The sequence below is a fragment of the Runella defluvii genome (assembly GCF_014195535.1).
Classification (GTDB): domain Bacteria; phylum Bacteroidota; class Bacteroidia; order Cytophagales; family Spirosomataceae; genus Runella; species Runella defluvii.
On the sequence record NZ_JACIBY010000002.1, the window covers coordinates 99,198 to 112,507 of the forward strand.

Annotated in this window: 12 protein-coding genes; 8 read left to right on the top strand and 4 right to left on the bottom strand. The window is 42.8% G+C overall.

What is annotated here, in order from left to right; all coding sequences use genetic code 11:
- Positions 1-257 precede the first annotated feature (257 nt).
- On the top strand, positions 258-2,555 hold the full coding sequence (locus FHS57_RS05265; protein ID WP_183971849.1) for a BspA family leucine-rich repeat surface protein: 2,298 nt from the start codon (positions 258-260) through the stop codon (positions 2,553-2,555).
- A gap of 23 nt (positions 2,556-2,578) precedes the next feature.
- Here the strand turns inward: FHS57_RS05265 and FHS57_RS05270 are convergent, their stop codons facing one another.
- Positions 2,579-2,899, bottom strand: coding sequence for a 2Fe-2S iron-sulfur cluster-binding protein (locus FHS57_RS05270; protein WP_183971850.1), 321 nt, complete (start codon positions 2,897-2,899; stop codon positions 2,579-2,581).
- A gap of 16 nt (positions 2,900-2,915) precedes the next feature.
- Positions 2,916-3,920, bottom strand: a complete 1,005-nt coding sequence (locus FHS57_RS05275; RefSeq protein WP_183971851.1) for an NAD(P)/FAD-dependent oxidoreductase — start codon at positions 3,918-3,920, stop codon at positions 2,916-2,918.
- A gap of 297 nt (positions 3,921-4,217) precedes the next feature.
- Between FHS57_RS05275 and FHS57_RS05280 the strand changes: the two genes are divergently transcribed.
- The gene (locus tag FHS57_RS05280) at positions 4,218-5,537 is read left to right on the top strand and encodes a DUF3472 domain-containing protein (protein WP_183971852.1); all 1,320 of its coding nucleotides are present in this window, start codon (positions 4,218-4,220) and stop codon (positions 5,535-5,537) included.
- Positions 5,538-5,560: 23 nt separating this feature from the next.
- On the top strand, positions 5,561-6,916 hold the full coding sequence (locus FHS57_RS05285; RefSeq protein ID WP_183971853.1) for a M20/M25/M40 family metallo-hydrolase: 1,356 nt from the start codon (positions 5,561-5,563) through the stop codon (positions 6,914-6,916).
- 56 nt (positions 6,917-6,972) lie between these two features.
- Here FHS57_RS05285 and FHS57_RS05290 read toward each other — a convergent pair whose 3' ends face one another.
- Both FHS57_RS05290 and FHS57_RS05295 read right to left on the bottom strand, forming a co-directional pair.
- Complete coding sequence (locus tag FHS57_RS05290) at positions 6,973-7,860, bottom strand: IS3 family transposase (protein WP_183971854.1); 888 nt, start codon at positions 7,858-7,860, stop codon at positions 6,973-6,975.
- An 8-nt stretch (positions 7,861-7,868) separates the two neighbouring features.
- The gene (locus FHS57_RS05295; RefSeq protein ID WP_183971855.1) at positions 7,869-8,276 is read right to left on the bottom strand and encodes a transposase; all 408 of its coding nucleotides are present in this window, start codon (positions 8,274-8,276) and stop codon (positions 7,869-7,871) included.
- Between the two features lie 197 nt (positions 8,277-8,473).
- Between FHS57_RS05295 and FHS57_RS05300 the strand changes: the two genes are divergently transcribed.
- The 5 genes from FHS57_RS05300 to FHS57_RS05320 all read left to right on the top strand — a co-directional run bounded on the left by FHS57_RS05300 (position 8,474) and on the right by FHS57_RS05320 (position 12,961).
- Positions 8,474-9,022: a DUF2911 domain-containing protein gene (locus FHS57_RS05300; RefSeq protein ID WP_183971856.1), complete on the top strand. Its 549-nt coding sequence runs from the start codon at positions 8,474-8,476 to the stop codon at positions 9,020-9,022.
- Positions 9,023-9,391: 369 nt separating this feature from the next.
- Positions 9,392-9,847 (top strand): VOC family protein, encoded by a 456-nt coding sequence (locus tag FHS57_RS05305; RefSeq protein WP_183971857.1) that lies wholly within the window; start codon positions 9,392-9,394, stop codon positions 9,845-9,847.
- A gap of 242 nt (positions 9,848-10,089) precedes the next feature.
- Positions 10,090-11,007, top strand: a complete 918-nt coding sequence (locus tag FHS57_RS05310; RefSeq protein WP_183971858.1) for a helix-turn-helix domain-containing protein — start codon at positions 10,090-10,092, stop codon at positions 11,005-11,007.
- A gap of 333 nt (positions 11,008-11,340) precedes the next feature.
- Positions 11,341-12,150 (top strand): oxidoreductase, encoded by an 810-nt coding sequence (locus FHS57_RS05315; protein ID WP_183971859.1) that lies wholly within the window; start codon positions 11,341-11,343, stop codon positions 12,148-12,150.
- A gap of 4 nt (positions 12,151-12,154) precedes the next feature.
- Complete coding sequence (locus FHS57_RS05320; RefSeq protein WP_183971860.1) at positions 12,155-12,961, top strand: helix-turn-helix domain-containing protein; 807 nt, start codon at positions 12,155-12,157, stop codon at positions 12,959-12,961.
- Positions 12,962-13,310 lie beyond the last annotated feature (349 nt).

The window sequence follows — 13,310 nt, forward strand, 5'->3', positions numbered from 1 at the left end:
GGCTCTCTTTACTACTACTACAAAGGTTACGCTTCTACGAAGCAGTGTAAACTCTAATACTCTAAAATTTATGCTCAACTACTTAACTTCTCTGACGCCTATTACTGCATCCGATTCATCCCTGGGCTAAAATCGTCGTTGATGACACGCGGATGAGACGGATTGAACGGATAACTTGTGCTTTAGCACTTAAAGTATTCGTATTTAAAACCTACGTTTTTCTACATTTGTAAATATTCTCTCGAAAAAAACGTTTTATGCCCAAAATCGTACTCCATTTTTTGACTATTTTTTTACTTGCTTGGGGAACTATGTGGCACTCTGCCCAAGCCCAAAGCAGCCCCTTTATTACCCGTTGGGATTTATCGAAAACAGGCGGCGCTGCCACGACCTTGACATTTGGCGTAGCCACCGCTGGTACCGTAAGTTATATTTGGCAGCAGGTAGGTGGAGCAGCCTCTGGCAGTGGAACGTTTAGCGGAAGTACGCTCATCATCACAAACTTACCTGCCAATGCCATCATCGACCTAAGCATTGACCCCGTTAATTTTCAAAGGATTATCATCAACAATGGAACAGACCGCCAACGACTCATGGAAATAAAGCAATGGGGTACAGTGGCTTGGACCAGTATGCAGAACGCTTTTTACGGCTGCTCAAACATGACACTCACGGCCACTGATACCCCCAACTTTTCTGCTGTTACGGACATGAGTTATATGTTTGCTGATTGTAGATCTTTTAACCAATCAGTGAGCAGTTTTAATACTGAAAAGGTTACCAATATGAGCTATATGTTTTTCGGGTGTAGTTCCTTTAACCAATCGATGGGCAATTTTAATACCGCTACCGTTACCAATATGAGTTATATGTTTGCTGGTTGTTATATATTTAACCAATCGATAAGCAATTTTAATACTGCTGCCGTTACCAATATGAGTGCTATGTTTTATGATTGCCGTAATTTTAACCAATCGATAAGCTATTTTAATACCGCCGCCGTTACCAATATGAGTATTATGTTTGCTTTTTGTCGCTCCTTTAACCAGCCAATAAGCAATTTTAATACTACTGCCGTTACTGATATGAGCGGTATGTTTTATGATTGTCGTGCCTTTAACCAATCGGTGGACAATTTTAATACTGCTACCGTTACTGATATGAGTTCAATGTTTGGGCGCTGCCTTGCCTTTAACCAATCGGTGAGCAACTTTAATACCGCTGCCGTTACCGATATGTATGGAATGTTTACATTGTGTCATGCCTTTAATCAATCGGTTAGCAATTTTAATACAGCCGCCGTTACTGATATGAGTTATATGTTTAATGAATGTTATGTCTTTAACCAGTCAGTGACCAATTTTAATACAGCTGCCGTTACTGATATGAGTTATATGTTTGGGGAGTGCCTTGTCTTTAACCAATCTGTGAGCAATTTCAATACCGCTGCCGTTACTAATATGGATGGAATGTTTACTTTGTGTCATAGCTTTAACCAACCAGTTAGCAATTTTAATACCGAAAAGGTTACCAGTATGAATAGCATGTTTAATGAGTGTTATGTCTTTAACCAATCAGTGAGCAATTTCAATACCGCTGCCGTTACAAATATGCGTTCTATGTTTGCTAATTGTCGTGCATTTAATCAATCGGTAAGTAATTTTAATACCGAAAAGGTTATCACTATGTGGGAAATGTTTTCTAGTTGTATTGTCTTTAACCAATCAGTGAGCAATTTTAATACCGCTGCCGTTACAAGTATGCGTTCTATGTTCTACAATTGCCGTGATTTTAACCAATCAGTGAACAATTTTAACACTGCTTCCGCGACAAATTTAATTAGTATGTTTTATGCTTGTAGTTCCTTTAACCAAAATTTAGCTTCTTGGGGTAACCATCTTAACCCCAATGTGGATCTCGTTAATTTTTTGGGTAACTGCGGCATGAGTGTGGCCAACTACGATGCGACGCTCACCGCTTTTGCGGCTGGCTCGGTAACGGGTAGAAATATGGGTGCTTCAAATCTTACGTACTGCAATGCAGAAACGGCCCGCACGCTCCTTACTACGCCCGTCGCCTCGGGAGGTAAGGGCTGGAGCATCTCGGGAGATTCTAAAAACTGCACTGTCCCAGCGGTGATTGCCATTTCACCCGAGCGGCCTGCTATTTGTCCAGGAACGTCCATTACCCTGGCAGCGAGTGGATGCGCGGGCACGATAACTTGGCGGGGTGGAGCAAGTCCACAAACGGGGGCTTCAATCACCGTAAGTCCTACGCTTACTACTTCTTATTCCGCCAATTGCAGCACAGGCGGCACGGAAACTGTCACGGTGAAAGTAGCCACCAATACCCTAGCAGTAGGTTACAACGTGGTCACCGAAAAGGAGCGATTCAAAGCATCCACGACCCTTACTTCCAATAAAAAAGTGGGCAACGTCAATTTTACGCCCAACGCCAACGTCGTCTATGAAGCAGGTAACTCCATCACCTTGCTTCCTGGCTTTTCTGCCGAAAAAACAAGTACGTTTCTGGCCGAAATAAAAGGCTGTCAATAGAGTAGTTATAGATTGGGGAGGCGTTATTCCTCCTCCCCCAGTAGTTGAAACGTCGTTCCTTGCAGGGTTTCGTCCACCCGTAGTTGGCAGGCGAGTCGACTGCACGAGGTAGCAGAGGGCAAAGTGTCCAAAATATCCAGTTCGGCGTCGCTTACCGATGGCAAGTTTTCTCCCCCGTCCAAGACACCCACGTGGCAAGTGGCACAGAGCGCCATTCCTCCGCAAGTGGCCAAAATCAAATACTCGGAAGCTTTCAAAACCTCCATTAAATTGAGTCCTATTCCTTCGGGAATTTCTAGCGTTTGGCGCTCACCCGTGCGGTCTTCTATTGTGAATTGTATCATGTCGTTTGCAGCGTTATTAAAAAGCATTTACTCCGTTTACCGTCGTGTATTTAAAACTGAGGTGCTGATTGGGATACACGTATTTGAAGGCGCTTTGGCACATCATGGCGGCCTCGTGGAAACCCGTTAAAATCAGTTTGAGTTTGCCAGGATAGGTGTTAATGTCTCCGATGGCATAAATGCGCTCGACGTTGGTCGAATAATCGAGCGTATTTACTTCAATGGCTGATTTACTGATGTTTAGCCCCCAATCGGCGATGGGGCCGAGTTTCGGACTTAAACCAAACAGCGGAATAAAAAAGTCGGACGACAGTTGGGTGGTACTTTTGTCTTTGGCCGCCACAACTACCTCTTTCAAATGACCATTGCCGTTTAAGCCAACTACATTTGACTGCAACAACAGGTTAATACGACCGTGTTGCGCCAACTCAAACACTTTCTCTGCCGAATCGGGTGCGCCACGAAACGAATCGCTGCGGTGAATCAAGGTAACGTTTTTGGCCACGTCGGCCAAGTAGGCCGTCCAGTCGAGGGCAGAGTCGCCACCGCCTGCAATCACCACGTTTTTGTCCCTAAATTTCTCTGGGTTTTTGACCATGTAAGCCACTCCTTTTCCTTCAAACCGTTCCAAATCAGGAATTTCTGGTTTACGTGGCTCAAAGCATCCTAACCCACCCGCAATGACCATCACTTGGCAATGCACCTCGGTGTCGTCAGACGTACGTACGATCAACGAACCGTCGGGTTGGCGTTCTACTTTTTCCACGCGCTCGCCCAGCGTAAACGTTGGTTTGAAGGGAGCAATTTGCGCCATGAGGTTATCCACCAACTCTTGCGCCTTGATGGTGGGGTAGCCTGGAATATCGTAAATAGGTTTTTGGGGATAAATTTCTGACAACTGCCCCCCTACCTGCGGCAAGGCATCAATCAAATGGCAACGCATTTTGAGAAGTCCTGCTTCAAAAACGCTAAACAGCCCCACGGGCCCTGCTCCTACAATACAAATATCTGTTGTTATCATAACTATTAGTAATTTTATCGGTGCACGGTATTGGGACACGGATTGAACGGATGTTCCAACACGGGTTATCACGGATTTTAACAGAAAAGATTTATTTTTTGAAAAATTTATTACTTTTTTCAGTTTTATCCGCTGCTTAACCAGTCAGATTTACGACAGCAAAAGTAGAACGTTTTGCAATAACACGCCAATCATAAAAACGCATCAATTATTACTAAAAGTTATAGATAGCTATTTCCACGTTTTTTCCTGTAGTTTTGTTCCAACAACCAAAACCACTCTCTTTTCTACATTTCTATGCGTCAATTTTGCCGTTTTAATTTGCTCCTTTGGGCTATCTTTAGCTGCTTGTCGGCTTGTACTGCCACCTCTCAAGTTCCTGCTCCGTTTCACGAAACCCCTTCTCAAATCGTACCCGTGGGAGGCAACGCGTGGTTGCTGAATTCGACCGATAAAAATGAAAAAATCACCAACGATGGACTGGTTCAATGGAATCAACTTTCGACAATTTGCCGCACCTACGTTCGGGTAAGTCAAGCAGGAAAGCTCAAACTTTCGGCTACCCTCAAAGGCGGAGCGAGCGAAAGTGAGGTTCAATTTACGGTTTTGGGAAAACCTTTTCAGGTGAAAATCGTCCCTACTACAACGCAAGAATACGCCATCGGTGAATGGGAAATTTCGCAAGCGGGCTACGTTGCCATCGACGCGCAAGGTATGCGCCGAAGCGGCAACAACTTTGGTGATTTACAGCAATTTACCCTCAGCGGAAGCGCGCTTGGGGGCGGTACTATTTTTGTCAAAAACAATACTGACAACTACTTTTACTGGGGACGTCGAGGCCCTTCGGTACACCTTCGCTATACGCTTCCTGCCAACCAAAACATCGAGTGGTTTTACAGCGAACTGACTGTTCCTGAGAAAGAAGACGTGATAGGCTCGTATTACATGGCCAACGGCTTTGGCGAAGGATATTTTGGAATGCAGGTCAACTCCCCGACGGAGCGTAGGGTGCTGTTTTCGGTTTGGAGTCCGTTTTCTACCGACAACCCTAACGCCATTCCCGACGACCAGAAAATTGTGATGCTCAAGAAAGGGGCGGATGTTTATACAGGTGAATTTGGCAACGAAGGCTCAGGTGGCCAAAGCTACCTCAAGTACCCGTGGAAGGCAGGCAACACGTACCGTTTTTTGTTGCAGGGCAAACCAACCACCGACAATTACACCAGTTACACGGCCTATTTCTTTGCCCCTGAAGAAAATCAATGGCGGTTGATTGCCAGTTTTAAGCGTCCCAAAACCAATACTTACCTCAAATCACTTTATTCGTTTTTGGAAAATTTCACCCCTGACACGGGCAACCAATCCCGCATGGCTTTGTACGGAAACCAATGGGTATGGACGTCTCAGAATCAATGGATAGAGCTAACCGAAGCCAAGTTTACGGGTGACGCCACGGCCCGCAAAAACTACCGAAAAGACTACGCGGGAGGACTTTCCAAGGGCGCATTTTTCTTGAAAAATTGTGGTTTTTTCAACGATTTTGTCCCACTCGACGGCACATTCCAAAGAAATGCCGCAAAGTCGCCGCCTGCCATCAACTTTTCGTCGTTGCCATAAGTTATCTGTCAAAACCTACACGCATGAGAAAAACCACTACTTTACTTATTGGATCCCTCTTAGTTTCGAGCTTTGTCCGTGCGCAACAGGTCGTTTTGCGCGACCCGCAAATTTCGTCGCTCGTTGCCGAAGTTTCGCCCGACAGCCTCCGCAGTCACGTTGACAAATTGGTCAGTTTTGGCACACGGCACACCCTCAGCACCGTTACCGACCCCAAAAGGGGCATTGGCGCGGCTCGCCGTTGGGTTTTGAGCAAGTTTAATGACTACGCCAAGCAGTCGGGCGGACGCATGACGGCTGTCATTGACACCTGGATGCTGGAACCCGACGGGCGGCGCGTGGACAAAGCCCACGAAATCGGGAATGTGATGGCGACCCTCAAAGGCACCGACCCCAACGACGACCGCATCTTTATGGTCAGTGGGCACATCGACAGCCGCGTGACCGACGTCAACAACCGCGAAGCCGACGCTCCAGGTGCCAATGACGACGGTAGCGGAACGGCAGCGGTGATTGAGTTGGCTCGGGTGATGAGCAAAGCCTCGTTTCCTGCCACCATTATTTTTGTGGTAGTCAGCGGTGAAGAGCAGGGCTTGTACGGTGCGAACCATTTGGCCGAAAAAGCCACCAACGAAAAATGGAACTTGGAAGCGCTCCTCAACAACGACATTATGGGCTCGAACCACAGCCCCGACACCCGCCTGATTGACAACACCAAACTGCGGGTATTCAGCGAAGGATTACCTGCGTTTGACACCGACAAACGCGCCAACGGCATTCGCCAATACGGCACTGAAAACGACGGAAAAGCGCGTACGTTGGCCCGTTACGTCAAGGAAATAGGCGAGCGTTACGTGGACAACCTCGAAATCAAGCTCATTTACCGCAACGACCGCTACCTCCGTGGCGGCGACCACACTCCGTTTGTCAACCGCGATTTTGCCGCCGTGCGTTTGACGGAGATGAACGAAAATTTCAACAACCAACACCAAGACCTGCGCACCGAAAAAGGCGTGGAATACGGCGATTATGCCAAAAACATGGATTTTGAGTATTTGCGCAAAAACACGGCGGTTAACCTTGCTACGCTGTCGAACTTGGCCAAAGCGCCGTCGATGCCCCAAAACGTCACGCTCGAAGCCCGTAACCTCACCAACAGCACTTCGCTGTTTTGGCAAGCGCCCAAGGCTGGCAAGGTCAAAGGGTACTACGTGTTGATGCGCGAAACGAACTGGCCTTTTTGGCAAAAGAAGTTTTTTACGGATAAAAACGGCCTCACGTTGCCTTATTCCAAAGACAATTATTTCTTTGCCGTCCAAGCCGTTGGCGAAGATGGCCACGAGAGCCTCCCCGTTTTACCCCGTCCTAGTATGAGGTAGGGGGACGTCGTCTGTCTTGTCCTGAAATAGGTTGACTTATTTTATAAATTGTAAACTTAGAAAAGTACAAGTTGGTTTGCAAATTTTTGGTTACAAACTGTATTACTGTCTACGTAAATAGACATTTTTGTTCTTTGACATTTTGGTGTTTTTGAGAGAGACTCTTCGTACTCAATGGGTGACATCATGTTTAGCTCCCAGTGGGGTCTATCCTGGTTATAAAGTTTAACATCTCTATCTAAGTGCTTGATGAGTTGTTGTAAAGTTTGAATATTTCGATGCGATAAATATTCATTTTTTATAATTCCATTCAGGCGTTCACTATGGGAGTTTTCATAAACTGTATTAGCCATACTAATTTGAATGTTATTATCTTGGAGTAATTGCACATATTCACTGAAAACATACTGAGTACCTTTGTCCGAATGGTGAATAAGCTGATTTAGCATTTGCCCTTTTCGAGTTTTAAGGGCCAGTTTTAATGCTCCTACATTTGCCAATGCAACCAATAAGGCTGAGGCATAATGGCCAATGATTTTTCTGGAATAAACATCCATAATTAGTACGATGTAAAAGAACCTGTCTACTACCCAAAAGTAAGTAATGTCACTTACCCATAGTTGGTTAATATCATCGATTAAAAGCCCTTCTAACAAGTTTCTATACCGATTGCTTTTGGTTGAATAGGTCGTTCTACGATAGTTTTTAGCTTTTTCTATGCCTAAATTAGCCGACATAGCCAGAGTAATAAATCGGTCTCGACCCATGTTAACGGGCTTAACTTTGTGGTAGAGCTTTTTCAACCCTAACACAGGGTGTTTAATTCGCAATTGAGCAATTTGATTCAAAATTTCTTGTTCGTTGATAGTTGCCATCAACTCCTTAGTTTGATGTTGGGCATGTGCTTGTTTACTTGCTTTCTCTAACTCGTAGAGAGTTTTCATCGTTACTTTCAAGTCTTTTCTATGAGATTTGAAGTAATCGAAAGTGGGGTATTTGTACTTTTTTTTAGGTCAATTTTTAAGTCCGAAGAAGCTATTTCTATTAGCTTCTCTAAGTAGTCGATTTTTAATTGTTTTTGCCCAATAATGCGCTCTAACTCCGCATTTCGTTCTAATAAAGCCTTCGTTTTTAGTGCTTCTGATTCCATTTCGATGACTAATCTTGTCGGTTTTTGGTAATGTTTAGAATACTGTTGTCGCCATCGGCATACACTTACAGCAGATACTTCGTATTGTCTGACAATATCAGCAATAGTAAGTAGGTTTGCATCTAATTGAGCAATGATTTGTTTCTTAAAGTCAACACTGAAATGTCGAACAACCTTTGATAAATTCTTAGAATTGTGCAATTTGTCCATAGTTAATAGTTGATTTTGTGGTCAACCTATGCTAGGACAAGACAGTCCGTTAACTGTTATCCGTTAATTGTTATTCGCTGACATCAACCTCGTTAACAGATAACCAGTACACGGATAACAGATAACCAGTACACGGATAACAGATAACCAGTACACGGATAACGGATAACCAATACACAGATAACCAATTCACAATTATGAAAAATAGCTTAGTAATCATCGCTTTCGTACTTTTTGCTTGGGTGGGAGCGTCGGCCCAAGGGTTTCGCAACGTGGACAAAAGTCCGATGGATGCGGCTTACTTCCCTGACAACTTTGCCCATGACCGCAAAGGAGATGAAAAAGCCTTGGTGCGCATTTTGTACAGTCGCCCTGCGAAAAATGGCCGTGAAATTTTTGGGAAGCTCATTCCTTACGGTCAAGTTTGGCGGACGGGTGCCAATGAAAACACCGAAATTACGTTTTACCAAGATGCGACCCTCCAAGGCAAAAAAATCAAGGCGGGTACGTATTCCCTTTTTACCATTCCCAATGAAAACGAATGGGTAGTAATTTTGAACAAAGACCTCAACTATTGGGGGGCGTATCAGTACAAAGAAGCCAACGACGTGGCGCGTTTTACGGTGAGCCCGAAAAAATCAGACACGGTCATCGAAAATTTCTCTATTCAGTTTCCGAAAGGAACCAATGCCCTACTACGCATGGGCTGGGACACCACCGTGATTGAGTTACCCATTCAGTTTTAGTTTTTCCTGCCAAGGCGTCGGAGACGCTAAACCTTTTTCGCCCCGACGGGATGTTGTCGGGGCTTTTTTTGTAAATTTGTAGTAGGGTGATTGGTGGGCGTAACGTTATAAAAAGTACGGCGAAACTTTTGTAAATTTCGATGGTGCGAGCGTCCCCGCTCGTACCCCTTATTTGCAGGCTTCCAGCCTTCTATTACCAAACTAGGCCCGAAGCATTGAAATGGTTCGCGCTGTCGGCGGTAGCAATGGCCAGACGATTCTTTCCCAAAATCTGAACACCGTCATTTTGGCTACAACCTAACTCAATACAGCTACACACAAAAGATAAAACCTATTGAAATTTGTGCCATCAAATTAAAACAAAAAAATATGAGCACAATTATCAACGTTCCTACACGGAACACCGACAGCAAACTCAGCAGCATCAAAGGAGCACATGTTGCACTACGAGTTCCAGACTTTGAAGCCAGTAAAAGATGGTACACCGAAAAGTTAGACTTCAGGGTAGTCCATGAATGGCCTTTTGGAGACTTACAACTGGCTTATCTGGCCCCCGCTAACGATGATAATTTTTGGATTGAATTATTAGCTGGTGCCAATCCTGCTCCTCAACAAAAATTCACAGACCTTAATGAAAGCCTGCATCCTGAAGGTTATCATCATTTTTGCCTAAATGTAGATAGCGTTGATGAAACGCTTGCTGAACTTACATCCCGTGGCGTAACGATCGTAGGCGAACCTTTCAACCTGCCTGCCATCGGCAAGCGGCTGGCGTTCTTCTCAGACCTTGACGGCAATTTAATCGAATTGGCAGAAACGTTATAAAGTCAAAGAAAAAAGTCGCACAGGCCATACTGCAATTGGCAGAGACAGAAAACCCACCATAGGGTTTTAAACCTTATAAAATGACATAAAAATTAATCATGTTCGTGCTGCGAATGGGTATTTGCCCGTTGGCAGTACGAGCACAAAGCCAGAAAAGTATGAGCAACAAACAACGTTTTTTTGTTACACTTTATTTTGAGAATATTTTCAATTCCGCTAAGCCTTATTTTTAAATTTGCAAGATGAAATCGAAACAAAAAACACCACTAAGTTTCAGCTCTATATCAGCATTACAAACGGCTTTAGGACTGCCCAAACCGTTGCACCCATTGGTTAGTTTAGTAAACTATTCCGACATAAAACTACCCGATGAAGAAATCCCCAAATTGCTGGTGTTGGATTTTTATAAAATCTCTTTCAAGTTCAATTTCGCGGGAAAAATTAAATACGGGCAAGGTTATTATGACTTCGCCGAAGGCGGGCTTTGTTTTTATTCGCCCCACCAGGTCATTTCAAGTGCTGAAGATGGTATTGATTACTCGGGATATACATTGCTTTTTCACCCTGATTTTATCCGTCACTCGCCCATAGGGGGAAAAATAAAAAATTACGGTTTCTTTAATTATGATGCCAATGAAGGTTTATACGTTTCTGATAAAGAAAAACGAACTTTAATATCTGTCTTCGAAAACATAAAAGATGAATTAAGCAATTCAATTGACGAGTTTAGCCAAGAGGTTTTAGTTTCTCACATTGAAGTATTACTCAACCTGAGCAGCCGCTTCTATAAACGACAGTTTATAACAAGAAGAACGGTAAACAATGATTTGCTGATAAAAATGGAAAAGTTACTGAATAACTACTTTGACAATGCGGACGCCCTTCAAAACGGTTTACCTACTGTTGAATACATTGCTAGTCAGCTACATGTTTCCCCACGATATTTAAGTGATATGTTACGTTCCTTCACAGGACAGAATGCACAACAACATATTCATGAAAAGTTGATTGAAAAAGCCAAAACATATCTTACTGCTACACAATTATCAGTCTCCGAAATTGCCTATCAATTAGGTTTTGAACATTCACAAAGTTTTAACAAATTATTTAAGAAAAAAACAAATGTGACGCCAATTGAGTATAAAAAGTCGCTGAATTGATATTAAGAACATCAAACAGTTTATAACCGAATAGCTTAAAACGGCCAATTATTTTGATACAGAAAACACCTGTTATATTATTTGGATGCTACTTTTATTGAAGCCTTTATCGAGTATAAAATACAAACAAAATTGGTTAAACTTATTTTCGATGGTGCAGAACGCTCGCACTATCGGCTGATTAATACAATTTCAAAAAAGTAAATCATGATTGGTTTACTTTTTTTGCTCCCCACCCCTTGAGCTTCTCACCAAACAAATTTGGACTTTTCGGAAAACCTCTCCCCCACTGCACTTGCCTACTTTTGTGTCATCATTTAAAAACAAAAAATCATGACAAAGACAGTATTGGTAACAGGAGCTTCGGCAGGAATTGGTAAAGCAACCGCAATCTATTTAGCACAAAATGGCTACAATGTGTATGGTGCTGCCCGCAGAACAGAAAAAATGCAAGACTTAAAAAGTTACGGAATTAAGCCAATTTCGTTGGATGTTACAAAAGATGAAAGCATCTTAGCCTGTGTTGAGCAAATTTCCAAAGAAGCAGGAAGTATCGACATTTTGATAAACAATGCAGGTTTTGGTTCGTCAGGTGCAATTGAAGACGTATCAATGGAAGATGCACGTTACCAATTAGAGGTAAATGTCTTTGGCGCAATGCGTTTAACGCAATTGGTGCTCCCCAAAATGCGACAAAACAAGTACGGAAAAGTAATCAATATTTCTTCCATTGGTGGAAAAATCGCCTTTCCGATGGCAGGATGGTATCACGCAAGCAAGTTTGCAATTGAAGCATTGAGCGATAGCTTACGATTGGAAGTAAAGTCATTCGGAATTGATGTAATTGTGATTGAACCAGGCGGAATAAAGTCGGAATGGGCAGATGTTGCCAACCAAACATTGAAACGTACTTCATCCAACACGATTTACAAAGAAATGGCCGATAGTTTAGAAAAATTAAATGCAAGCGATAATTTTCCAGAACCTATTGTCATTGCCAAACTGATAAAAGAAAGCATTGAAGCTAAAAGTCCGAAAACACGGTATTCGGGGGGCTTTAATGCAAAACAAATTTTAACTGCTCGAAAAATCGTTTCTGATAAGGTATTGGATAAAATAATTATGAATCAATTTAAAGGCTAGTACAATGAGAGATTTAGTAAAACATAATATCGTATTATTCTCCTCACTCACAGGAGAATTTTCGCATGACCCTTTCGTATCCGAGCATTGGCTGGTCTTTATTGTATCGGGCTTTTCAGAAGTATTTTCACCCGAAGGAGTCATTTCTCACCCTCCAGGGACATTGGGTTTGGTACGAAAAAATCAATTGGTAAAAACTGTAAAAAAAGCCGATGGAGAAAAACCGTTTAAATCCATCAGCATTTGTATTGATTACCAAACATTAAAAAGATTTAGTGATCAATATGACGTAAAAGCAGACGGAGTCTATTTGGGTGAGCCAAATATCGCAATAGAAAATGATGCGTTTATGAAAGCCTATTTCAATTCGCTTATGCCGTATTTTTCTCAACCCGAAAAACTGACGCCAATTTTAGCCCAAATAAAAACGACCGAAATAATTGAAATACTGCTTCAAAAACCAGCCATGAAAAACTTTTTGTTTGATTTTAGCGAACCCCATAAAATTGATTTAGAAGCGTATATGAACAGGTATTTTTCATACAATGTTCCTATTACGCAATTCGCTCAGCTCACAGGTCGCAGCATTTCATCGTTTAAAAGGGATTTTACGAAGATATTCAACGCAACTCCCGAAAAATGGCTACAAAAACGTCGGTTGGAGATGGCCTATTTTCTTATCGCACAAAAGGACAGAAAGCCATCTGATGTGTATTTGGAGGTTGGTTTTGAAAATTTATCGCATTTTTCAACAGCTTTCAAAAGAGAGTTTGGGGTAAATGCTTCTTCAATTTATGCGATATATCAGTAAAAATGATGTTGATACCCTAAACTACGGCATCAATAACCTACTTCAAACCCATTCTTCCTCTATTCATTACATCATTTTGAACATTTCGACAGTGCGAGCGTCCCCGCTCGTACCCCTTTATTTACAGGCTTCTAGCCTTGCCATTACCGAAATAGGCTAGAAGCCTGTAAATAGTCAGCACAAGCGAAACGCTCGCGCTATCAGCTTTATTACTTCCCCAAAAATCGTTACCTTCGCCTCATTCAATTTTTTGTTTATGTATCCTTCTACATTTTCAAGCTTACTTCCTCCGCCAGTAGCCTGCTAAACTAAGCAGTCTGTTTGGGTTTTGAGTCCATTCTTCTTCGGA